This is a genomic window from Ferrovibrio sp. GW821-FHT12F09 (assembly GCF_058806775.1).
This window is the reverse complement of record NZ_JBXAPZ010000002.1, coordinates 1-21,636: the sequence shown is the minus strand read 5'-3', so window position 1 is coordinate 21,636 and position 21,636 is coordinate 1. Positions and strand designations below refer to the sequence as shown.

Here is a 21,636-nt window from a genome sequence, read left to right as displayed (position 1 = left end):
ATGTCGCAGCCGGTTGCATCACAGGCCCTCGCGCCACCCGCACCGCGCCACATTGCCATCATCATGGATGGCAACGGGCGCTGGGCGAAGGCGCGCGGCCTGCCGCGCAACCTGGGTCACCGGCAGGGCGTCGATACCGTGCGCGAGGTGGTGCGCGGCTGCCGCGATCTCGGTATCGAATACCTGACGCTCTATGCCTTCTCGTCGGAGAACTGGAAGCGGCCGGAAAGCGAAGTGGCGGGCCTGATGGATCTGCTGCGGCTGTTCATCCGCCGCGAGCTGGACGATCTGGCGCGCAACGGCGTGTGCATCCGCATGATCGGCGACCGCAGCAAGCTGGCGCCGGATATCGTTTCCCTGATTGCGGATTCTGAAACGCGCACGCGCGACAACCGCAAGCTTACACTGACGATTGCGCTCAGCTACGGCGCCCAGGATGAGATCGTCGACGCCTGCCGGCAGCTGGCCGAACAGGTGGCGGCCGGCCATCTGAAGCCGCAGGACATCACGGCCGACATGCTGGCCGGTCATCTGCAGACGGCAGGCACGCCCGACCCGGATCTGATTATCCGCACCAGCGGCGAGCAGCGGCTGTCGAATTTCCTGCTCTGGCAGTCGGCCTATAGCGAGCTGATCTTCGTCGACAAGCTGTGGCCCGATTTTTCGGCGCAGGATCTGGCCGATGCCGTGCAGGCCTACCAGCGCCGCGACCGCCGGTATGGCGCCAGCGAGTGATGCCTTTATCCCGATGAGCGCTGTTGCCCTGAGCAGTTTGCAGCTCCGTATCCTGTCGGCCGCGGTCATGCTGCCCGTTGCCGTGGCCGCGGTCTGGTTCGGCGGTGCGGCCTTCACGGCGCTGGTGGCGCTGGCCGGCGTGCTGATGCTGTGGGAATGGTGGCGACTGCCGCGGCAGGGCGGTGCAGTTGCCGCCTGGACGCGCGGTCCGCTGTGGATGGCGCTGGGCCTTGTCTATGTGCTCGTGCCCTGCGCGGCGCTGGTCTGGCTGCGCGACACGCCGGAACAGGGACGCCATATCACCTTCTGGCTGTTCTGCGCCGTGTGGTCCACCGATACCGGGGCGTACTTCGCCGGTCGCACCATCGGCGGACCGAAACTGATCCCGCGCATCTCGCCGAACAAGACCTGGGCCGGACTGCTGGGCGGCATGGTCAGCGCCGCCATTGCCGGCGGTATGGTCGCTGCCATCGATCCCGCCATGCCGGCGCTGGCGCTGGCGGCCTTGGCCGGACTGGTGGCCGTGGTATCGCAGGCCGGCGACTTCACGGAGTCAGCGCTCAAGCGCTATTTCGGCGTGAAGGATTCCAGTCAGCTCATTCCGGGTCATGGCGGCGTGCTGGATCGTCTGGACGGCCTGCTGTTCGCCGCGCCTTTTGTCGCCGCCTGCGATCTGCTTTCGGGAAGGATGCTATGGGGATGACGGCTGCACGACGCGTCACCATCCTGGGCTCCACCGGCTCGGTCGGCCGCTCCACCATCGATCTGGTGACCCGCGAGCCTGACCGGTTCCCGGTCGAGGCGTTGACGGCCCAGAGCAATGTGGCCCTGCTGGCCGAGCAGGCGATGCTGGTGAAGGCCCGGCTGGCCGTGATCGGTGACGAAAGCCTGCTGGCCGAACTGCGCCAGCGTCTGGCCGGCAGCGGCATCGAAACCGCGGCCGGGGCAGGGGCCATTATCGAAGCCGCAGCGCGGCCGGCCGAGTGGGTCATGGCGGCCATCGTGGGTGCTGCGGGTCTGGAGCCGACCCTGGCGGCGGTCCGTCGCGGGGCGCTGGTGGCCCTGGCCAACAAGGAAAGCCTGGTCTGCGCCGGCGCGCTGGTCATGCGCGAGGCGGCGCTGCACGGCGCCACCATCCTGCCGGTCGATTCCGAGCATAATGCGATCTTTCAGGTCTTTGACTTCGATGCCCCCGACAGCATCGACCGGGTGATCCTGACCGCCTCGGGCGGCCCGTTCCGCACCCTCAATCTCAGCGAGATGCGCGAAGTCACCCCAGCCCAGGCCATTGCCCATCCGGTCTGGAGCATGGGGGCCAAGATTTCGGTCGATTCAGCCACCCTGATGAACAAGGGGCTGGAAATGATCGAGGCCAGCTTCCTGTTCCCGGTGCCGGAGCAGCGGATCGAGGTGCTGATCCACCCCCAGTCGGTGATCCACAGCCTGGTTTCCTACGTGGATGGCTCGGTGCTGGCCCAGCTCGGCACCCCCGATATGCGTACCCCTATTGGCGTTGCGCTCGCATGGCCGTCCCGCATGGCCACGCCGGCCGCCCGTCTGGACCTGGCCGCGATTGCCAAGCTGACCTTTGAAGTGCCTGATTTTGCTCGCTTTCCGGCCCTGAACCTGGCACGGCAAGCCTTGCAAACAGGGGGCGCTGCCCCTACTATCCTGAACGCGGCCAACGAAGTGGCCGTCGATGCCTTTCTGAATGGCCGGATCGGGTTCCTCGACATCACGCGGATTGTCGAACAGACCCTGGCCCGGGTTCCCTGCGGGGCCTTGGATGACCTTGCGGCCGTGCGCGAGGCTGATGGCGCAGCAAGGCGTTATGCGGCGCATCTGATCGATCCGACGGACGACGACCGGATCGTACGGGTGCAAACGAGAGGACGGGGCCGGCGCTGACGCGCGGCCGTTGAGGTGCCATGGACTTCATTGCCAGTTTTGCCGGATACGTCATTCCTTTCGTCGTTGTCCTCACCATCATCGTGTTCGTGCATGAGCTCGGCCACTATTCGGTGGCGCGCTATTGCGGCGTCAAGATCGAGGTCTTTTCCATCGGCTTCGGCCCGGAGCTGTTCGGCTGGAACGACAAGCATGGCACGCGCTGGAAGATCAGCGCCGTGCCGCTTGGCGGCTATGTGAAGTTCTTCGGCGATGCCGATGCGACCTCCAGCACCGATAACGCCGCCGTCGCCACCATGACCGACGCCGAGCGCGCGGTGTCGTTCCATCACAAGACGCTCGGCCAGCGCGCCGCCATCGTGGTGGCCGGTCCCGCGATCAACTTCATCTTCGCGATCCTTGTTTTTGCGGCCATGTTCATGACGGTCGGCCAGCCGTTCACCCTGCCGGTGGTGGGTGAGGTGCTGCCGGGCAGCGCGGCGCAAGTCGCGGGCCTGCGTTCGGGTGACCGGATTCTCACGGCGGACGGATCGAAGGTCGACCGGTTCCAGGAACTGCAGACCTATGTGGCCCTGCGTGCGGAAACTCCGATCGTATTGCGCGTGCAGCGTGATGGCGCCGAGATCGAATTGACCGTGATTCCGCAGCGTGTCGATGTGGTGGATGCCGCGGGCAACCCCCAGCGGCTGGGCCGGATCGGCGTACAGAATGGCAGCGGGCAGGAACTGGTTCGTCTCAATCCGGTCGATGCCACAGTTCAGGCCGTGCGCGAAACCTGGCAGGTGGTGGCCAATACCTTCACCTATCTGGGCCGGATCATTAACGGCAAGGAATCCGGCGACCAGCTGAGCGGCCCCCTGGGGATCGCCAAGATGTCGGGCGATGTGGCGAAATCCAGCTGGCTGGGCCTGGTATTGCTGATGGCGACCCTGTCGGTGGCCATCGGGCTGATTAACCTGTTCCCGGTGCCGATGCTGGATGGCGGCCACCTGCTGTTTTACGGCATTGAGGCCCTGCGTGGCCGCCCGATGGGCGAACGGGCCCAGGAATACGGTTTCCGCATCGGTTTTGCCCTGGTCATGTCGCTGTTCGTGTTCGCGACCTGGAACGATTTGAACCGCCTGCCAATTTTCAATTTCCTCACTGGGCTTTTTTCGTGAATCCGGCTAAGTGAGAGGCGGTCTCAAGACGATGGGGATTGTGGCGGGGATGTTCCGAAACGACGCGTTATCCATGCTGCGCCGGCTGCTGATGTTGCCGGTGCTGGCCTGGCTTCTGGCCACGGGCCTCGGCACCGGGCAAGCCATGGCGCAGGCCGGTGGTCCGCAGATCCGCGATCTGGTGATCGAGGGCAACCAGCGTATCGAAATCTCCACCATCCAGAATTACCTCACCCTGCAGCCGGGCTCGGTCTATTCGCCGTCCGAGGCCGACAAGTCGCTGAAGGCCCTGTTTGCCACCGGCCTGTTTGCCGACGTCAATCTGCGCCTACAGGGCAGCAGCCTGATCGTGCGCGTGGTCGAGAACCCCGTCATCAATCGCATTCTCTTCGAAGGCAACCGCCGTGTGCAGGCGGACCAGCTGCGCAGCGAGCTTCAGCTGAAGGCGCGTCAGGTCTATACCCGCGCCAAGGTGCAGGCCGACACCCAGCGCATCCAGCAGATCTACCGCCGCACCGGTCGCTTTGCCGCTACGGTGGAACCCAAGGTCATCCAACTGGAGCAGAACCGCGTCGACCTGGTCTTCGAAATCAGTGAAGGTCCGCTCACAGGCGTCAGCCGCATCCGCTTCATCGGCAATACCCATTTCAGCGACTCCCGCCTGCGCGAGGAAATCCAGACCAAGGAAACCGCCTGGTGGCGCTTTCTGAGTTCGGATGACAGCTACGATCCGGATCGGGTCACCTTCGACCGCGAGAAGCTGCGCAAGTTCTATCTCAGCAAGGGCTATGCCGATTTCGCGGTGAACAACGCTGTTGCCGAACTTCTGCCCAACCGTGAGAAATTCGTCATCACCTTCACGGTGGAAGAAGGCCAGAAGTACAAGTTCGGCAAGATGGATGTCGTCAGCGAGCTGAAGGGCATCGAAGGCGGCCAGCTCAAAGAATTCGTCGAGACCAAGCCGGGCGATGTTTACAATGCCGATCTGGTCGAGAAGACCGTACAGGCGCTGACCACCGAGCTTGGCCGTTTCGGCTATGCCTTCGTCGATGTGCGCCCGGATGTGAACAAGGATCGCGAAAAGCGCATCATCGATATCACCTATCGGATTGGCGAAAGCCCGCGCGTCTTCGTCGAGCGTATCGATATTGTCGGCAATGTGCGCACGCTGGACAAGGTCATTCGTCGCGAGTTTCGTCTGGTCGAAGGCGATGCCTTCAATTCGGCCAAGCTGCGTCGCACCCGCACCCGTCTGCGTGGCCTGAACTTCTTCGACAAGGCCGAAATCGCCGAAAGCAAAGGCAGTGCGCCGGACAAGGTGGTGCTGACCGCCGAAGTGACGGAGAAGTCGACCGGCGAATTGTCGATCGGCCTCGGTTACTCGACAACGGAAAGCGTGCTCGGCGACATCTCGATCCGTGAGCGCAACCTGCTCGGTCGTGGCCAGGACCTCAAGATCGGTTTCAGCCTGTCGACCCGCCGGCAGCAGATCGATATGGGCTTCACCGAGCCGTATTTCCTCGATCGCGAACTGGCTGCCGGTTTCGACCTGCTGCGCCGCCGCACCGATCTTGAAAAGCGCAGCGGTATCGACCAGACCACGACGGCCGCCACGCCGCGCCTGTCATATCCGATCACTGAAAACCTGTCGCAGCTGGTCTACTACCGCATTCGGCAGGACAAGATCGACAACATCGTGTCGACGGCGTCGCGGTTCGTCAAAGCGCAGGAAGGCACCTTCCTGACCTCGGCGGTGGGCCATACACTGACCTATGACCGGCGCGACGACCGCATCGAGCCGACCAGCGGTTATGTGCTGCGCCTGACCCAGGAAGCGGCTGGTATCGGCGGGACCGAGTATTACTTCAAGAATGTCGGCACCGCGACCAAGTACTTTGCCGTCACCGATGACACGGTGTTCAGCGTTGGCGCCGAAGCCGGCATGATCAACGGTCTGAGCGACGACGTCCGCCTGCCGAACCGCTTCTTCATTGGCGGCGACACGTTCCGCGGCTTCGAGACCGGCGGTATTGGACCGCGTGACCGTACCACAGGCGACGCCCTCGGTGGCGAACGGTATTACAAGGCCGAGGCAGACCTGGTCTTCCCGATCGGCCTACCGAGCGAATTCGGCATCAAGGGGCGGCTGTTCTCAGAAGCCGGCACCCTCTGGAAGAGCAGCGATGTCGGCCCGGAAGTGGTTGACGAGAAAAGCATCCGCGTTTCGGTGGGTACCGGCGTGCAGTGGAAATCCCCACTCGGCCTGATCCGTGTGGATCTTGGCTTCCCGATTGTCAAAGAAGACTTCGATGAGAAGGAACTTCTGCGTATCAACTTCGGTTCCCGTTTCTAACGGTTTCTGTTTAGCAAGGTTTGATGGTTATGACTTCGATGTCCAAATTCGTATTTGCCCTGCTGGCGCTGGTCGCAACCGCGCTGCCGGGCGCAGCCATGGCGCAGGCCGCCGGCGGCAAGGTGCCGCCGACCGTTATCGCCGTTATCGACAGCCAGCGCGTCAATCGCGATGCCGCAGCCCTGAAGACTGCCCGCCAGCAGCTTGAGCAGTATCGTTTCAACTTCCAGTCGGAAATCGCCAAGGAAGAGGAAAAGCTGCGCGCCGAAGAGCAGGAAATCGGCCGGCAGCGCTCGGTGCTGTCGCCGGAAGCCTTCGAACAGAAGCGCCAGGCCTTCCAGGGCAAGGTGGTGGAGCTGCAAAAGCGCATCCAGGAGCGTTCGCAGTCTCTGGAAAAGATGCTGAACGGCGTACGCGAGCAGGTCACCTTGCAGGTCGTCGAAATCCTGAAGGGTCTGGCCACGGAGCGCGGTTTCAACATGGTGCTGGATCGTGCCCAGGTTCAGATTTTCATTGGCGACAGCATCGATATTACGCCCGAGGTGCTGAAGCGTCTGGATCAGCGCCTGCCGTCCGTCAAAGTGAATCTCCCCGCCGGGAAATGATGAATGGCGGATCCGCGCTTTTTCGAGCGGGCCGGCCCTTTCACGCTGGGTGATCTGGCGGCGCGTTGCGGCGCCAGGCTGGCGGATCCGGCGCAGGCCGCTTTGTCTGTCGACGATGTCGCCACACTCGATCAGGCCGGCTCCGGTCAGCTGACATTCCTCGATAATCCAAAATACGCCGAAGCCCTCTCGACGACCCGCGCCGGTGCCTGCATCCTGCATGAAAAGCATGTCGGCCTGGCGCCGCCCGGCGTGGCCTTGCTGGTCTCGCCCAAGCCGTATCTGTCCTATGCGCGCACGGCGCAGATATTCTACCCGGCCACAATGCCGGCCGCGGGTGTCCATCCCATGGCGGTTGTCGAGCCCGGAGCGATACTCGGGGCGGGCGTTTCGATTGCGCCCTGCGCTGTGATCGGTGCTGGCGCCGTGATCGGCGCTGGCACGGCGATTGGCGCCGGCACGGTGATCGGCGCCAATGTCCAGATCGGCGAGGGCAGCCGGATCGGTGCAAATGTCACGCTGAGCCATTGCGTGATCGGGGCCCGCGTTACACTGCATCCCGGCGTACGCATCGGTCAGGACGGTTTCGGTTTTGCGCCGGACCCGGCCGGTCATGTGAAGGTGCCGCAGCTCGGCCGCGTTTTGCTGGGTGACGACTGCGAGGTTGGCGCCAACAGCACCATCGACCGCGGCGCAGGTCCGGATACGGTGATCGGTCCGGGCTGTTGGATTGATAATCTGGTTCAGATCGGGCACAACGTGACGCTTGGTCGGGGCTGCATCATTGTGGCGCAGGCCGGTGTCGCGGGCTCCACCCAACTGGGCGATTTTGTCGTGCTGGCCGCGCAGAGCGGCATTGCCGGTCATCTGAAGATCGGCACGGGCGCACGTATCGGGGCAAAGTCGGGTGTGATGACCGACATTCCGGCCGGGGAAAGCTATTTCGGCATTCCCGCGACCAAAGTGAAGGAATATTTCCGTCAGGTGGCGACCATGCGTCGCCTGGCGCAGAAGAAAGGCCAGCGGGATGAGTGAGACCGAAAGCGGAGTGACTGTAGCAGCCATCGATGTGCTGCGGATCATGGAAATGATCCCGCATCGGTATCCGATGCTGCTGATCGATCGTGTCGTCGACCTGAAGGTCGGCAAGAGCGCGATCGGTATCAAGAATGTCACCATCAATGAACCGCAATTCACCGGTCACTTCCCGAGCCAACCGGTGATGCCCGGCGTGATGATCGTCGAGGCGATGGCACAGACCGCGGCAGTTGTTGTGGTGCACAGCCTGGGCAAGGAAGCCGAAGGCAAGCTGGTCTATTTCATGACCATCGACGAAGCGCGTTTCCGCAAGCCGGTGACGCCAGGCGACCAGATGCACATTCATGTCAGCGCCATCAAGCAGCGCGGCCCGGTCTGGAAATTCGAGGGCAAGGCCATGGTCGATGGCAAGCTGGCCGCCGAGGCGATTTTCTCCGCCATGATTCTCGACCGGAAATAACCCATGGGCAGCATTCACCCCACAGCCATCATCGAGGATGGCGCCAAGCTGGGAGCCGATGTGAAGATCGGCCCTTATAGTGTGGTTGGCGAACAGGTTGAGCTTGGCGACGGTGTCGAGCTTCTGAGCCATGCCGTGGTTGCCGGTATTACATCTGTCGGCTCAGGCACCAGGATTTTTCCTTATGCCTCGGTCGGCCATGCACCGCAGGATCTGAAGTATCACGGCGAGGCGTCGCGGCTGGTGATCGGCAAGAACAACGTGATCCGCGAAGGCGTGACCATGAATACCGGCACCGAGGGCGGTGGCATGCTGACCAGTGTCGGCGATAACTGCCTGTTCATGACCGGCGCCCATGTCGCCCATGATTGCCATGTCGGTAATAACGTCGTGATGGCCAACAATGCGACGCTGGCGGGTCATATCGAGGTCGGCGACTTCGCCTTTGTCGGCGGTCTGGCCGCGATCCACCAGTTCTGCCGCATCGGCCAGCATGCCATGATCGGCGGCATGAGCGGCGTCGAGCAGGATGTCATTCCCTATGGTATGGTGATCGGCAATCGTGCGCATCTGACCGGCCTCAATCTTGTTGGCCTGAAGCGCCGGGGTTTCGAACGCGACGATATTTCCAAGCTGCGCGAAGCCTATGATCTTCTGTTCGCCAGGGGCGATACACTGAGCAAGCGCCTGAACGATGTCGCGGCTCAGTTCGATGGCGCCAAGCTGGTCCAGGAACTGGTCGAGTTCATCCGCAACGCCTCCAAGCGTGGCGTTTGCCAGCCGCAGGCGGATGGTAACGGCGCGGTCTGATACCGGGCATCCCAAGCTGGGACTGATCGCCGGCGGCGGCCAGATTCCGGCCCTGATCCGCGACGCCTGGCTTGCCCAGGGCCGGCCGCTGTTTATTGCAGCCCTCAATGGCTTCTGTCTTCCCGCCACCGTGGAGGGCACCGATCATGGCTGGTTCGACCTGCCGCAGGTCGGTGGCCTGCTCAAGGCGTTGAAACAGGCCGGTGTGAGCGAGGTCTGTCTCTGCGGCTCGGTCACCAAACCCGATTTCAAAAACCTGAAACCCGACCTGAAAGGCGCGCTGTTGCTGCCACGCCTGGTCAAGGCGGCGTTGAGTGGTGACGATGCCATCCTGCGTGTGGTGATTGAAACATTCGAGCAGGACGGTTTCCGCATCATTGGCATCGATGCCCTGATGCAGGAGCTGCTGGTGCAGGAGCAGACCTATGGCGGTCGCGCGCCGACAGAGAGCCAGCAGGCGGATATCGCCCTGGCCCTGCAGGCGGCCCGCGATCTGGGCGCGGCGGACAAGGGCCAGGCGGCCGTGGCGGCCGGCGGCCGCGTGGTAGGGCTGGAAGACGATGCCGGCACCGATGCGCTGCTGCGCCGGATGGCAGAGATACCGGCGGCGCGGGGCGGCGTGCTGGTGAAATGCGTCAAGCCGCAGCAGGACCGGCGTGTCGATCTGCCGACCATAGGCACCGTGACTGTGGATCAGGCCGCTGCGGCCGGCCTCAGCGGTATCGCTGTCGAAGCCGGTGCAGCGTTGATGGTGGATGCCGCCGCAAGTGCTGCGGCCGCCGACCGCCACGGCCTGTTTCTGATCGGACTGCCCCATGGCGGTTGAACCACGCAAATTGCGGGTGGCGCTGCTGGCCGGCGAACCATCAGGCGACGTGCTTGGCGCCAGCCTGATGCGCGCCCTGCGCAGCGAGACGGAAGGCGGGGTCGAGTTTATCGGCACCGGTGGCGCCCAGATGGAGGGAGAAGGGCTGCAGAGCCTGTTTCCGGTTTCCGATATGGCGATCATGGGTGTCGTCGAACTGCTGCCCAAAGCCCGGTTCCTGCTCGGCCGCATCGATCAGGCGGCAAGGTTCGTGCTGTCGGAAGCACCCGATGTGGTCGTCACCATTGACAGCCCCGGCTATACCCGTCGCGTGATGCAGCGGGTGCCGGGGCGGAGCTTTCCGATCGTGCATTATGTCGCGCCGACAGTCTGGGCCTGGCGTCCAGGTCGTGCCCGCCGCCTGGCACGACTCTGCGATCATCTGCTGGCGCTGTTGCCGTTTGAGCCACCGTATTTCGAGGTGGTGGGTCTGCCGACCACATTCGTCGGCCATCCGGCAGTCGAAACGCTGGCCGCAGCGCGTCGTGCCGAATCCAACGCAACCGCCGAAGGCCGCGGCTTCCGTCAGCGTCACGGTATTTCTTCCGATGTCCGCCTGCTGGCATTGATGCCGGGCAGCCGCAAAGGCGAGGTGACAAAACTGCTGCCCGTGTTTACCGAAGCGCTGGCCATGCTGAAGGCGCAGGGACAGGCGCTGCACCTGTTGATCCCGACAGTGGAGACGGTTGCCGATCTGGTGCGCGATGCGGTTGCGACCTTGCCATTTCCGGCCACCGTGCTGGATACGGCGCCAGAACGCTACGCGGCCATGTTGGCGGCCGAGGTTGCGCTGGCGGCATCCGGGACTGCGACACTCGAACTTGGCCTCGCGGGCACGCCGACCGTGCTGGCTTACCGGATCAACCCGATCAGTGCCGCCATCATGCGGCGGTTCATCAAGATTCCCTATGTGGGGCTGGTCAATATCCTGCAGCAGCGCGAAGTCATGCCGGAATTCCTGCAGGAAAACTGCACGGCGGCAAAGATTGCGCCGGCCCTGTCGCTACTGCTGACCGATCCGGCCGTGCACCGGCGCCAGGTCGAGGATTGCGCCGCCGTTGCGGCCCAACTGGGCGCCGACGATCCGGTCCCGCCGGCCCATCGTGCGGCCCGCGCCGTTCTGGCCGTCGCGGCCAAGCGGTTGCCCGCGCCGACCTGATCCCCCATATCATAGCCCTCAAGCCCCGGAGGATTGCCCGATGAACGAGACTGCCCCCATTAACAAACCCGCCGTCCAGGCCGGCAGCTTCCAGATGCTGCACACCATGCTGCGCGTGCTGGACCTGGAAAAGTCACTCGATTTCTATGTCGGCAAGCTGGGGATGACCCTGCTGCGCAAGACCGATTATCCGACCGGTGAATTCACCCTGGCCTTCGTCGGCTATGGCGACGAGAAGAGCAATACGGTGATCGAGCTGACCCATAACTGGGGGCAGAAAGAGCCCTATACGATTGGCAGCGGCTTCGGCCATCTCGCCCTTGGCGTGCCGGACATCTACGGCGTGTGCAAACTGCTCGAAGAGGCCGGGGTGAAGATTCCGCGGCCGCCCGGCCCGATGAAGCATGGCGGCAGCGTTATCGCCTTCATCGAAGACCCGGATGGCTACAAGATCGAACTGATCGAGCGCAAGCCTGCATAAAGCAAAAGGCCCGGTTTGATCCGGGCCTTTTCATTGTCGCGGTCGCAGTGTCAGGGGCTGACGCTAACCGTGGCGCGCATCTTTGGATGGATGCGGCACTGGATAATATAGTCGCCGGCTTCCTTGAATGTGACGGCCGTTTCGGAATCGGGAGCCTGCAGGCCGATATCGAAAATCCCGCCCTTGCTGGGCGAGTAGACGTTATGACCGAAGGGATCTTCGTTGCGGAAGGTCACCTGACCGCCGACCTTGACCTTCACAGAGCCGGGCTTGAAGGCAATGCCCTGCTGCAGGATGGTGGTGCCGGCCTGCGCCTCCGACCATGTGGAATACAGGCTGATGCACAGGGCCAGCAGCAGGCTGCCGATCGCCACGGCGATGCCATTGTACAGCATCGTGCAGCGGTCTATTTGCGCGGCGTCAGGACGGCGATATCGATGATCGCAGTCTTGCCGCTGCCGATGGCGCCGATTTTCTTGGTCTTGCCGGTGCCGACATCGAAGCTGTGCAGCACGGCATTGCTGACGGCAAAGCCGAAGTAATTGTCCTTGGCATCGGTATAAATATCGATGGCATCGACAATCGTACCGGCGGGGATGCCGGTTGCGCCGACCGTGCGCAACACGCCGTCATTTGGCGGGTCCTGCACGACATAGGTGCCATTCATGCTGTCCATCTCAAACAATTGGGTCTGTGTGGCGCCGGCGAATGAGTTGATATAGGCGCCGGCGTAGACGCCGACCGGCTTGCCGGCATTGCGGTCCTGCTGCCGGTAGGCCAGCTTGCCGTCGACCACGGTCTGGCCGGTATCGACATTGGCGCGCAGGCTCTGGCCGGTGGATCCGATCACACGCATGCGGTCGGCCTGCGGGTTGAAGTCGACAATGACATGGTCGACAGAGTCGATAACCACCGAGAGCTTGGATTTGCGGGAGGCGGCACCGGTCATGGTATCAATGGTGTAGATCGTGCTGTCGGTGGTCAGCGCATACAGCTTGCCGTCCGCCGGGCGGACATCGATGCCGATGACCTTGCCTTCGACACCGGTGATGGCGACCGACTTGACCTTGCCCGGCGCCTTGTCGCTGAACAGGACGATCTCATTGCGGTTGTTCAGGCCGGCGAAATCCAACGCCTGGGCCTGGCCGGCAAAGCCGGTCAGTAAGAAAACGGAACCCAGGGCCGCCGCAGTAATCTTGGAACGCATGAAATCCTCCTAGCCAAATGGCACGGTTTTGGTCGCATTGAAGATTGATAGATTGATCCGGTGGGCGGTCAAGGGTGGAAAATCCCATATTATCGGGAATTTAAGGCAGCTTTATATTAAACATGGCGGCAATCTTCTGCTGCAGCTGGGCCGCCGAAAATGGCTTGATGACATAGGCGTCGACCTTGTTGTTGCGGGCCGTGATGACAAAATCCTCGTTGGCATTTCCGGTCAGCATCAGAAAGGGCATGTTCTCCCAGGTTCTGCGCACATGCTTCAGTAGGTCCAGCCCGGTGACATGCGGCATGTTCCAGTCTGAAATAATCAGGTCAAACTGGATTTCCGATTCCCCCAGCATTTCGATAGCAGCCTGACCGTCCTTGACGACGGTCAGTTTGGTGACGCCCAGTTGGCGCAGAACCGATGCCGCCAGCCGCTGGGCGAACATGTCGTCTTCGACAAGCAGGACGCGAAGGTTTCCCGCGCCGGGAATTTTGTTATCCAACATGCTTCAATCCGGCAGGCTCGGCCGCAGCGCTGGCCCAGTCGCGCAGCCATGTCGTGCCTGATTCGAGGGACCATTTCAGTTGATCAGTGTAGCGCCTTGTCTCTGCGGCGTCCCCGGAGAGGCCGGCTTTTTCCAGGGCCTCGGCCTGACGGCGCACCATGCGCAGGCCAAGGCTGGCGGCCGAGCTTTTCAGGCTGTGGCCCAGTTCGGCCATGCGATGGCAGTCATTGTCTTGTTCAAAGGCGGTCAGGCCGGCCGCCATTTCGACAGACAGCTCGATAAAGGTTTGCACTAGGTCGATGGCGGTCTCCTGACCCAGGTCGTCGACCAGGCTTTGCAGAACCCCGGAATCGAAATCTTCTTCGGCCGTGGCGCCACCATAAGGCGTTGGTTCCGCGATCTGGACCATCGGCTCGCCAACAAACCCCATGACCCGGCGGATCGCCTGATCCAGCGCCGCCGGTACGATGGGCTTGCCCACATAGTCGTTCATGCCGGCCGCCAGGCATCGTTGCACACCATCGGTGCTTAAGGAGGCCGTGACGGCAATAATACGGGTATCGCGCCATGGTTCGCGCAGTTTGCGGATTTCCTGGGCGGCCGTAATGCCATCCATTTCCGGCATATGCACATCCATAAGGATCAGGTCGAAGGGTGGCGTGGCCTGGCCGGCTGCTTCGAGAGCAAGCCGGCCATTGTTCGCAAAGGCCACCTGATGCTTCTGTTCCATCAGGATGCCGGCGGCCACCTTACGGTTCACCGGATTGTCTTCGGCGACCAGAATCCGCAGCGAGGGCAGGGGAGTATCGACCGCATCCTTCTTCACGGCCAGCGGCTCATGGCCCATCAGCAATGGCAGGCGGAACCAGAAGGTACTGCCCACGCCCTGTTCGCTGTCGACGCCAATCGTACCGTCCATGGCTTCAACCAGCCGCTTGCAGATGGCCAGACCAAGTCCGGTGCCGCCGAAACGACGCGTAATAGAGGAATCCGCCTGCACGAAGCTGCCGAACAATTTGCTCAGGCTTTCCTTACTCATGCCAATGCCGGTGTCGCGGATTTCAAAGCGCAGCATGGCAGCGTTGCCCTGCGCGTCCGGTTCATGGCGGACGATGACGTCGACGCGGCCTTTTTCGGTGAATTTGATCGCGTTGCCGATCAGGTTCAGCACAACCTGGCGCAGCCGGTTCGGGTCGCCCATCAAATAGGGCGGCAGGGTGTGGTCGATCGTTGCGCCCAGGAGCAGGCCTTTTTCCTCGGCACGATTTTTCATCAGCATCAGGGATGCGCTGATCACGCGCGCAAGGTCGAAGTCGATCTGTTCGACATCGACGCGGCCCGCCTCCAGTTTCGAAAAATCGAGGATGTCGTTCAGGATGACCAGCAGGGCTTCAGCGGAATCGAGCACCGTGCCGGCAAGGTTGCGCTGTTCCGGATTGAGCGGTGTTTTGGTCAGCAGGCGGGTCAGGCCCAGCACGCCATTCATTGGCGTGCGGATTTCATGGCTCATCATCGCCAGGAATTCGGACTTGGCCTTTGTTGCGGCCTCGGCGTGTTCACGGGCGACCTGGAGATCTTCGAGGGCCTGACGGAACACCCGCAGCGATGCGGCCATCTGACCGATTTCGTCGCGTCGTTTGCTTTCCGGGACGTCGACACCGATATCGCCATCGGCCAGCCGGAACATGGTCTGTGTCATGGTGTTGAGTGGCGACACGATGTTCCGTGTCAGCATGACCGAAACGACGAGGATGACAGCCGCCAGCGCCGCAATCATCGTCATGGTACGATCTTTGGTCGCCTGGATTGTGGCTTCGGCCTGCGTGCGGAAAACGAACCCGTCCTCGGCAGCGATCTGGGTCAAGATTTCCAGATTTTCCGAAATCGCGGCGGCAATGGTTTCACGCGTGCGGATGTGCTCGCGGCGGGCCGCGGAGTCTGGCAATTCCTTCAGTGCATCCAGCGTCGACTGCAGCCAGACTTCATTCAGATCGCGAATTTTTGCGCCGTATTTACGGATGGCTTCATTCAGTCCGCGCTCTTCCGCGATGCCCAGATCGGCCAAGAACTCTTCGTTCTTGGTCTTTATGTCCTCGGCATGTTGCTCGCTGTCCGCGATTTCACTCTCGGTCAGCAATTCACGGGTCGACAACTCCTGGGTGCCAAAATCGGTCTGAGCCAGACGGGCATAGTTGATCGCCATCAGCGGCTGATCGTACAGGCGCACCACAAGGTCGCCGACCGACTGGACCGCCCAGAGAGCAGCCACACCCAGGCCAGCCGCCGTCAGGACGGCGATAGCAAAGGCGGCGGCAAGTTTCAGGCGCACAGTGATGCGCATACGGAGAATCTATCCTGTTACGCGAACATAGGTTGGTTTTTTATCAGGTTGCCACGAGTCTTTGCGCGGACAAATGAAAAGGGCCGCCCGAGGGCGGCCCAAATCTCATCGGTTGCCTAATGGGTCACAGACGAGCGACCAGCCAGGCGATCAGCACACCGGCACCGGCGATCCACAGCCAGAATTGCGGCTGTCGCAGCAGAATCCGCGGCGCGATCCGGTTGTCGTTGGAGGCCGAGGGCATCGTGACGAAACCAGGACGCATCCAGCCATACCCGGTTGTCCGGGTTCCCGTAGGGGGCTTGCCGCCATGCTGTTCCGCTCGTTTGCCCATTCGGCCCGCCTCCCGTCGGTGCCGTCAATCCACGTTAATAAAACGCGGATTACTTGCGCTTGTCGAGCGGAATATACGGCCGCTTGGTGGCACCGGTATAGAGCTGACGGGGGCGGCCGATCTTCTGGGCCGGATCCTCGATCATCTCGTTCCACTGGGAAATCCAGCCGACGGTGCGGGCCAGCGCGAACAGCGCCGTGAACATCGCGGTGGGGAAGCCCATGGCGCGCAAGATGATGCCCGAGTAGAAGTCGACATTCGGGTACAGCTTCTTGGAGACGAAGTAATCGTCTTCCAGCGCGATACGCTCCAGCTCCATGGCCATCTTCAGCAGCGGCTCGTCCTTGACGCCCAGTTCGTCCAGCACCTCATAGCAGGTCTGGCGCATCACCTTGGCGCGCGGGTCATAGTTCTTGTAGACGCGATGGCCGAAGCCCATCAGGCGGAAGCCCGAGTTCTTGTCCTTGGCCTTCTTGACCGCTTCGCCGACCTTGTCGACCGAGCCGATCTCTTCCAGCATCTTCAGCACGGCTTCGTTGGCGCCGCCATGCGCGGGGCCCCAGAGGCAGGCAATGCCGGCGGCGATGCAGGCGAACGGGTTGGCGCCCGACGAACCGGCCAGACGCACGGTTGAGGTCGAGGCATTCTGCTCGTGATCGGCATGCAGGATGAAGATGCGGTCCATGGCGCGGGCCAGGACCGGGCTCATCTTGTAAGGCTCGGCCGGCACGCCGAAGGTCATCTGCAGGAAGTTCTCGGCATAGCCGAGATCGTTGCGCGGATACATGAAGGGCTGGCCGATCGAATACTTGAAGGCCATCGCCGCAATGGTTGGCATCTTCGCGATCAGGCGATGCTGCGCGATCATGCGCTGCTTCGGATCATCGTAGTCGGTCGCGTCGTGATAGAAGGCGGAGAGGGCGCCAACAACGCCGCACATCACGGCCATCGGATGCGCATCGCGCCGGAAGCCGCGGAACAGGAAATGGATCTGTTCATGCAGCATGGTGTGATTGGTGATCGAATTCTCGAACGATGTGCGCTGCTCGCCATTCGGCAGCTCGCCGTTCAGCAGCAGGTAGCAGGTCTCGAGGAAGGTCGAATGTTCGGCCAGCTCGGCGATGTCATAGCCGCGATACAGCAGCACGCCTTCGTCGCCATCGATATAAGTGATCTTGCTTTCGGTGCTGGCGGTCGAAGTAAAGCCCGGGTCATAGGTGAAGTGACCGGTTTCGGCATAGAGCTTGCGGATGTCGATCACCGACGGACCGACCGAACCATCCAGCATGGGGAGGGTAACGGTCTTTCCGGTGTTCGGATCGGTGAGCGTAACGGGCTTGCTGCCGGTGGTCATTCGGGTACCCCCAGGTTGGAGACTGTGTATCTGGTTGTGTTGCAAACAATTATAGGGTGGTGGCCGCGCCGGAGGAAAGTGTTCCGTCACTCGCAAAATACCCGACCTTGGATGAATAAAATTCCTGCAACTATCCGACGTTACGTCCGCGTAACTCCGGATTTCCAGTTGTGGAATGCCGTGCTAGGCGTAGCGACTGCCGTTCCCTGATTTGCTCCGGAGATAGACCGATGATCGACGCCGCTGCTCTCGACACCCTGTTCCGCACTGCCCGGACCCATAACGGCTGGCTCGACAGGCCGGTGAGCGATGCGCAGCTGCAGCAGATCTATGACCTGATGAAATGGGGTCCAACCAGCGCCAACTGCAGTCCGGCACGGATCGTCTTTATCCGTAGCCCGGAGGCCAAGGCCAGGCTGAAGCCTGCCCTGGGAGCCGGCAACCTCGACAAGACCATGGCGGCGCCTGTCACCGCCATTATCGGCTATGACCTGAAATTCTATGACCAGCTCCCGCAGCTGTTTCCCCATAACCTGGAGGCCCGCAGCTGGTTTGCCCATGATGCCAGGGCGGCAGAGGTGGCCGCCTTCCGTAACGGAAGCCTGCAGGGGGCCTATTTTATCCTGGCGGCCCGGGCTGTCGGGCTGGATACCGGTCCGATGTCAGGGTTCGACAGTGCCAAGGTCGATGAGACGTTTTTCCCGGGTGGGCAGGTGAAGTCGAATTTCCTCTGCAATCTCGGCTACGGCGATTCTACCAAGCTTTTCCCGCGCAGCCCCCGGCTGGCATTCAGTGAGGCCTGTCAAGTTCTTTGAATGTTCTCATATTTGGCGGGTGTCTATATGAGGCCCGCAAATATAAAACAGCCGCGAATCCTGCTGTTTTTGGGCTTTGGCGCCGATGCGACAAAACTTCACAGAAAGATGGGAAAACGCGCTTGACCGGGTAGGGTGCGGCCAGTATGTTCCGGCCCGCGAGTCGACCCGGTAGTAGGGATTTCCCTAGACACAGGTTGGCGAACAGCCCGGTTTCCGTAGCGCTCACGTCGAGGCTAGGCTTACGCAAGAGACATAATGACCCCTCTCCGCTGCCGATGGGCAGCAAGTGATGGGTCTGGAGCGGAATGCGAGGCGGATTGCCGGGCTGAAAGGCCGACGGTGGTTCGCCTTGAGTTGTTTTTTTATGTGTTGAACCAAAACTTGGCGGAGTTTCAACTCGTATGCCGACTATTAACCAGCTGATCCGCAAGCCGCGCTCGCCGAAGCCGGTCCGTGACAAGGTCCCCGCGCTGCAGGAATGCCCGCAGCGTCGTGGCGTTTGCACTCGCGTCTACACGACGACCCCGAAGAAGCCGAACTCGGCGCTTCGTAAGGTTGCCCGCGTGCGCCTGACCAACGGTTTCGAGGTCAGCAGCTACATTCCCGGCGAAGGCCATAACCTCCAGGAGCACTCGGTCGTCATGATCCGCGGTGGTCGTGTGAAGGATCTTCCCGGCGTGCGTTATCACATCGTCCGCGGCGTGCTCGACACCCAGGGCGTCAAGGACCGCAAGCAGCGCCGTTCGAAGTACGGCGCGAAGCGTCCGAAGTAAGGAGAGAGATCCATGTCGCGTCGCCACGCTGCTGAGAAGCGCGAGATTCTGCCGGATCCGAAGTTCGGTGATCTCGTCCTGACCAAGTTCATGAACATGCTGATGTACGACGGCAAGAAGTCTGCCGCCGAAGCGATCATCTATGGTGCGCTCGACCGCATCAAGGCGAAGTCCGGCAGTGACCCGGTCAAGATGTTCCACGATGCGCTGAACAACGTGCGTCCGGCCATCGAAGTCCGTTCGCGTCGTGTCGGCGGCGCCACCTACCAGGTTCCGGTTGAAGTGCGTCACGATCGTGGCCAGGCCCTGGCGATCCGCTGGCTGATCTCGGCGGCCCGCGGCCGCGGCGAGAACACCATGATTGATCGTCTGTCGGGCGAACTGCTCGATGCCGCCAACAACCGCGGCGGTTCGGTCAAGAAGCGCGAAGACACCCATCGCATGGCGGAGGCCAACAAGGCCTTCTCCCACTACCGCTGGTAAGAAGCGGCTTAAGAGTCCCCGGAGATCGTCATGCCTCGCACTACTCCCTACGAGCGCTACCGTAATATCGGCATCATGGCCCACATCGATGCCGGCAAGACCACGACCACGGAGCGCGTGCTCTATTATACCGGCCGTTCGCACAAGATCGGCGAAGTCCATGATGGCGCTGCCACGATGGACTGGATGGAGCAGGAGCAGGAGCGCGGCATCACGATCACGTCTGCCGCCACGACCTGCTTCTGGAACGACCATCGCATCAACATCATCGACACCCCCGGCCACGTCGACTTCACCATTGAAGTCGAGCGTTCGCTGCGCGTGCTCGACGGTGCGGTCTGCCTGTTCGACGGCGTTGCCGGCGTTGAGCCGCAGTCGGAGACGGTGTGGCGCCAGGCCGACAAGTACGGCGTGCCGCGCATGTGCTTCGTCAACAAGCTTGACCGCATGGGCGCGAATTTCTTCCGTTGCGTTGACATGATCATCGACCGCCTGGGCGCCACCCCGGTGGTGCTGACGCTGCCGATCGGCGCGGAATCCGACTTCAAGGGTGTGGTGGATCTGGTGCGCAACCGTGCGATCATCTGGAAGGATGAGAGCCTGGGCGCCGAATTCTACTACGATGAAATCCCGGCCGATCTGAAGGATCAGGCAGCCGAATGGCGCCAGAAGATGATCGAAGCCGTGCTCGAGATGGATGATGCCGCTCTGGAGGCTTACCTCGAGGGCAAAGAGCCGGACGACAAGACTCTGACGGCCTGCATCCGCAAGGGCACTATTGCTTCGAAGTTCGTGCCCGTTCTCTGCGGCTCGGCCTTCAAGAACAAGGGCGTGCAGCCGCTGCTCGATGCCGTCGTCGATTACCTGCCGTCGCCGGTGGATGTCGCGGGCGTCGAGGGCCTGAAGCCCGAGAGCGACGACAAGCTGGTTCGCAAGACCTCGGATGACGAGCCGTTCTCGGGCCTCGCTTTCAAGATCATGAACGATCCCTTCGTTGGCTCGCTCACCTTCGTGCGCGTCTATTCGGGCGTGATCGAGAGCGGCGCCGGTGTGCTGAACACCGTGAAGGACAACCGCGAGCGTATCGGCCGCATGCTGCAGATGCATGCGAACAGCCGTGAGGAAATCAAGGAAGCCCGCGCCGGCGACATCGTCGCGCTGGCCGGCCTGAAGAACACCACCACGGGCGACACGCTCTGCGATCCGAACCATCCGATCGTTCTCGAGCGCATGGAATTCCCCGAGCCGGTCATCGAAGTCGCGGTTGAGCCCAAGACCAAGAATGACCAGGAGAAGATGGGCCTGGCGCTCAATCGTCTCGCTGCCGAGGATCCGTCCTTCCGCGTGTCGGTCGACCATGAGAGCGGCCAGACCGTGATCAAGGGCATGGGCGAACTGCATCTCGAAATTCTCGTCGACCGTATGCGTCGCGAGTTCAAGGTCGAAGCCAACGTCGGCGCGCCGCAGGTGGCGTACCGCGAGGCCCTGACCAAGAAGGCCGAGATCGATTACACCCATAAGAAGCAGTCGGGCGGTTCGGGCCAGTTCGCCCGCGTCAAGCTGCGCTTCGAGCCGCTGGAGCCCGGTCAGGGCGTCGTGTTCGAAAACGATGTCGTCGGCGGTAACGTGCCGAAGGAATACGTGCCGGCCGTTGAAAAGGGCATCCGTCAGATCGCCGCTTCGGGCGTGCTGGCCGGCTTCCCGGTCATCGACTTCAAGGTGACGCTGTATGACGGCGCCTACCATGACGTTGACTCCTCGGCGCTCGCCTTCGAAATTGCCGCCCGTGCGGCCTTCCGCGAAGTGGCGCCGAAGGCTGGTGCCAAGCTGCTCGAGCCGATCATGCGCGTCGAAGTGGTTGCCCCGGAAGACTTCGTCGGCGACGTCATGGGTGACCTGTCGTCCCGCCGCGGTCAGCTGACCGGCACCGAGCCGCGCGGCAACGCGCAGGTCATCAACGCGATGGTGCCGCTGGCCAACATGTTCGGCTACGTCAACAACCTGCGCTCGATGACTCAGGGCCGCGCGCAGTACACCATGACTTTCGATCACTACGCCCAGGTGCCGCAGAACGTGTCCGATGAGGTGCTGGCGAAGCTCGCCGGCTGATCTCAGAAGAATACGAACGGCATCGATAGACACACATCCGATCTAGCGGAGAAGTAAAATGGCCAAGGCAAAGTTTGAGCGTAACAAGCCGCACTGCAACATTGGTACGATTGGTCACGTTGACCATGGCAAGAC

General features: G+C 62.0%; 22 protein-coding genes. 16 read left to right on the top strand and 6 right to left on the bottom strand.

Annotated elements, in window-relative coordinates; all coding sequences use genetic code 11:
• The 12 genes from AC1ROB_RS12965 to gloA all read left to right on the top strand — a co-directional run bounded on the left by AC1ROB_RS12965 (window position 1) and on the right by gloA (window position 11,574).
• On the top strand, window positions 1-735 hold the full coding sequence (locus AC1ROB_RS12965; RefSeq protein WP_492970728.1) for an isoprenyl transferase: 735 nt from the start codon (window positions 1-3) through the stop codon (window positions 733-735).
• Between the two features lie 13 nt (window positions 736-748).
• Entirely contained in the window at window positions 749-1,438 is a 690-nt protein-coding gene (locus AC1ROB_RS12960; protein ID WP_492970729.1) for a phosphatidate cytidylyltransferase, read from the top strand.
• A complete protein-coding gene (locus AC1ROB_RS12955; protein WP_492970730.1) occupies window positions 1,435-2,643 on the top strand; it encodes a 1-deoxy-D-xylulose-5-phosphate reductoisomerase in 1,209 nt (402 codons plus the stop codon). The genes AC1ROB_RS12960 and AC1ROB_RS12955 overlap by 4 nt, the downstream gene beginning before the upstream one ends.
• A gap of 20 nt (window positions 2,644-2,663) precedes the next feature.
• Entirely contained in the window at window positions 2,664-3,803 is a 1,140-nt protein-coding gene (rseP, locus tag AC1ROB_RS12950; protein ID WP_492970731.1) for an RIP metalloprotease RseP, read from the top strand.
• A gap of 73 nt (window positions 3,804-3,876) precedes the next feature.
• On the top strand, window positions 3,877-6,156 hold the full coding sequence (gene bamA, locus AC1ROB_RS12945; protein ID WP_492970732.1) for an outer membrane protein assembly factor BamA: 2,280 nt from the start codon (window positions 3,877-3,879) through the stop codon (window positions 6,154-6,156).
• A 38-nt stretch (window positions 6,157-6,194) separates the two neighbouring features.
• The gene (locus AC1ROB_RS12940) at window positions 6,195-6,761 is read left to right on the top strand and encodes an OmpH/Skp family outer membrane protein (protein ID WP_492970733.1); all 567 of its coding nucleotides are present in this window, start codon (window positions 6,195-6,197) and stop codon (window positions 6,759-6,761) included.
• Between the two features lie 3 nt (window positions 6,762-6,764).
• On the top strand, window positions 6,765-7,796 hold the full coding sequence (lpxD, locus tag AC1ROB_RS12935) for a UDP-3-O-(3-hydroxymyristoyl)glucosamine N-acyltransferase (RefSeq protein WP_492970734.1): 1,032 nt from the start codon (window positions 6,765-6,767) through the stop codon (window positions 7,794-7,796).
• Entirely contained in the window at window positions 7,789-8,259 is a 471-nt protein-coding gene (gene fabZ / locus AC1ROB_RS12930) for a 3-hydroxyacyl-ACP dehydratase FabZ (protein WP_492970735.1), read from the top strand. Before lpxD ends, fabZ begins: the two co-directional genes overlap by 8 nt.
• A 3-nt stretch (window positions 8,260-8,262) precedes the next feature.
• The gene (lpxA, locus tag AC1ROB_RS12925; RefSeq protein WP_492970736.1) at window positions 8,263-9,069 is read left to right on the top strand and encodes an acyl-ACP--UDP-N-acetylglucosamine O-acyltransferase; all 807 of its coding nucleotides are present in this window, start codon (window positions 8,263-8,265) and stop codon (window positions 9,067-9,069) included.
• Window positions 9,050-9,895, top strand: coding sequence for an LpxI family protein (locus AC1ROB_RS12920; protein ID WP_492970737.1), 846 nt, complete (start codon window positions 9,050-9,052; stop codon window positions 9,893-9,895). The genes lpxA and AC1ROB_RS12920 overlap by 20 nt, the downstream gene beginning before the upstream one ends.
• A complete protein-coding gene (lpxB, locus tag AC1ROB_RS12915; protein ID WP_492970738.1) occupies window positions 9,885-11,093 on the top strand; it encodes a lipid-A-disaccharide synthase in 1,209 nt (402 codons plus the stop codon). The genes AC1ROB_RS12920 and lpxB overlap by 11 nt, the downstream gene beginning before the upstream one ends.
• Before the next feature lie 40 nt (window positions 11,094-11,133).
• The gene (gene gloA / locus AC1ROB_RS12910) at window positions 11,134-11,574 is read left to right on the top strand and encodes a lactoylglutathione lyase (RefSeq protein WP_492970739.1); all 441 of its coding nucleotides are present in this window, start codon (window positions 11,134-11,136) and stop codon (window positions 11,572-11,574) included.
• Window positions 11,575-11,624: 50 nt separating this feature from the next.
• Here gloA and AC1ROB_RS12905 read toward each other — a convergent pair whose 3' ends face one another.
• The 6 genes from AC1ROB_RS12905 to gltA form a co-directional block, all read right to left on the bottom strand.
• Entirely contained in the window at window positions 11,625-11,969 is a 345-nt protein-coding gene (locus tag AC1ROB_RS12905; RefSeq protein ID WP_492970740.1) for a cupredoxin domain-containing protein, read from the bottom strand.
• 11 nt (window positions 11,970-11,980) lie between these two features.
• Window positions 11,981-12,781 carry a DUF4394 domain-containing protein gene (locus tag AC1ROB_RS12900; RefSeq protein WP_492970741.1) on the bottom strand — a complete coding sequence of 267 codons (801 nt, stop codon included), beginning with the start codon at window positions 12,779-12,781 and terminating at the stop codon, window positions 11,981-11,983.
• Window positions 12,782-12,881: 100 nt separating this feature from the next.
• A complete protein-coding gene (locus AC1ROB_RS12895) occupies window positions 12,882-13,289 on the bottom strand; it encodes a response regulator (protein ID WP_492970742.1) in 408 nt (135 codons plus the stop codon).
• Window positions 13,279-15,630 (bottom strand): ATP-binding protein, encoded by a 2,352-nt coding sequence (locus AC1ROB_RS12890; RefSeq protein WP_492970743.1) that lies wholly within the window; start codon window positions 15,628-15,630, stop codon window positions 13,279-13,281. The genes AC1ROB_RS12895 and AC1ROB_RS12890 overlap by 11 nt, the downstream gene beginning before the upstream one ends.
• Window positions 15,631-15,754: 124 nt before the next feature.
• Window positions 15,755-15,895, bottom strand: coding sequence for a hypothetical protein (locus AC1ROB_RS12885; protein WP_492970744.1), 141 nt, complete (start codon window positions 15,893-15,895; stop codon window positions 15,755-15,757).
• A 118-nt stretch (window positions 15,896-16,013) separates the two neighbouring features.
• Window positions 16,014-17,318: a citrate synthase gene (gene gltA, locus AC1ROB_RS12880; RefSeq protein WP_492970745.1), complete on the bottom strand. Its 1,305-nt coding sequence runs from the start codon at window positions 17,316-17,318 to the stop codon at window positions 16,014-16,016.
• Window positions 17,319-17,548: 230 nt separating this feature from the next.
• On the opposite strand from gltA, the gene AC1ROB_RS12875 reads away from it, so the two are divergent.
• The 4 genes from AC1ROB_RS12875 (at window position 17,549) to fusA (ending at window position 21,501) form a co-directional block, all read left to right on the top strand.
• Entirely contained in the window at window positions 17,549-18,133 is a 585-nt protein-coding gene (locus AC1ROB_RS12875) for a malonic semialdehyde reductase (protein ID WP_492970746.1), read from the top strand.
• Between the two features lie 404 nt (window positions 18,134-18,537).
• Complete coding sequence (gene rpsL, locus AC1ROB_RS12870) at window positions 18,538-18,909, top strand: 30S ribosomal protein S12 (protein WP_492970747.1); 372 nt, start codon at window positions 18,538-18,540, stop codon at window positions 18,907-18,909.
• A 12-nt stretch (window positions 18,910-18,921) separates the two neighbouring features.
• Complete coding sequence (gene rpsG, locus AC1ROB_RS12865) at window positions 18,922-19,392, top strand: 30S ribosomal protein S7 (protein ID WP_492970748.1); 471 nt, start codon at window positions 18,922-18,924, stop codon at window positions 19,390-19,392.
• 30 nt (window positions 19,393-19,422) lie between these two features.
• Window positions 19,423-21,501 (top strand): elongation factor G, encoded by a 2,079-nt coding sequence (gene fusA / locus AC1ROB_RS12860; RefSeq protein WP_492970749.1) that lies wholly within the window; start codon window positions 19,423-19,425, stop codon window positions 21,499-21,501.
• The last annotated feature ends 135 nt before the right edge of the window (window positions 21,502-21,636 follow it).

Coding starts and splice junctions, on each gene's coding strand:
- AC1ROB_RS12965 (WP_492970728.1), top strand. CDS start 1: ATGTCGCAGCCGGTTGCATCACAGGCCCTCGCGCCACCCGCACCGCGC.
- AC1ROB_RS12960 (WP_492970729.1), top strand. CDS start 749: ATGAGCGCTGTTGCCCTGAGCAGTTTGCAGCTCCGTATCCTGTCGGCC.
- AC1ROB_RS12955 (WP_492970730.1), top strand. CDS start 1,435: ATGACGGCTGCACGACGCGTCACCATCCTGGGCTCCACCGGCTCGGTC.
- rseP (WP_492970731.1), top strand. CDS start 2,664: ATGGACTTCATTGCCAGTTTTGCCGGATACGTCATTCCTTTCGTCGTT.
- bamA (WP_492970732.1), top strand. CDS start 3,877: ATGCTGCGCCGGCTGCTGATGTTGCCGGTGCTGGCCTGGCTTCTGGCC.
- AC1ROB_RS12940 (WP_492970733.1), top strand. CDS start 6,195: ATGTCCAAATTCGTATTTGCCCTGCTGGCGCTGGTCGCAACCGCGCTG.
- lpxD (WP_492970734.1), top strand. CDS start 6,765: ATGGCGGATCCGCGCTTTTTCGAGCGGGCCGGCCCTTTCACGCTGGGT.
- fabZ (WP_492970735.1), top strand. CDS start 7,789: ATGAGTGAGACCGAAAGCGGAGTGACTGTAGCAGCCATCGATGTGCTG.
- lpxA (WP_492970736.1), top strand. CDS start 8,263: ATGGGCAGCATTCACCCCACAGCCATCATCGAGGATGGCGCCAAGCTG.
- AC1ROB_RS12920 (WP_492970737.1), top strand. CDS start 9,050: ATGGTAACGGCGCGGTCTGATACCGGGCATCCCAAGCTGGGACTGATC.
- lpxB (WP_492970738.1), top strand. CDS start 9,885: ATGGCGGTTGAACCACGCAAATTGCGGGTGGCGCTGCTGGCCGGCGAA.
- gloA (WP_492970739.1), top strand. CDS start 11,134: ATGAACGAGACTGCCCCCATTAACAAACCCGCCGTCCAGGCCGGCAGC.
- AC1ROB_RS12905 (WP_492970740.1), bottom strand. CDS start 11,969: ATGCTGTACAATGGCATCGCCGTGGCGATCGGCAGCCTGCTGCTGGCC.
- AC1ROB_RS12900 (WP_492970741.1), bottom strand. CDS start 12,781: ATGCGTTCCAAGATTACTGCGGCGGCCCTGGGTTCCGTTTTCTTACTG.
- AC1ROB_RS12895 (WP_492970742.1), bottom strand. CDS start 13,289: ATGTTGGATAACAAAATTCCCGGCGCGGGAAACCTTCGCGTCCTGCTT.
- AC1ROB_RS12890 (WP_492970743.1), bottom strand. CDS start 15,630: ATGCGCATCACTGTGCGCCTGAAACTTGCCGCCGCCTTTGCTATCGCC.
- AC1ROB_RS12885 (WP_492970744.1), bottom strand. CDS start 15,895: ATGCGTCCTGGTTTCGTCACGATGCCCTCGGCCTCCAACGACAACCGG.
- gltA (WP_492970745.1), bottom strand. CDS start 17,318: ATGACCACCGGCAGCAAGCCCGTTACGCTCACCGATCCGAACACCGGA.
- AC1ROB_RS12875 (WP_492970746.1), top strand. CDS start 17,549: ATGATCGACGCCGCTGCTCTCGACACCCTGTTCCGCACTGCCCGGACC.
- rpsL (WP_492970747.1), top strand. CDS start 18,538: ATGCCGACTATTAACCAGCTGATCCGCAAGCCGCGCTCGCCGAAGCCG.
- rpsG (WP_492970748.1), top strand. CDS start 18,922: ATGTCGCGTCGCCACGCTGCTGAGAAGCGCGAGATTCTGCCGGATCCG.
- fusA (WP_492970749.1), top strand. CDS start 19,423: ATGCCTCGCACTACTCCCTACGAGCGCTACCGTAATATCGGCATCATG.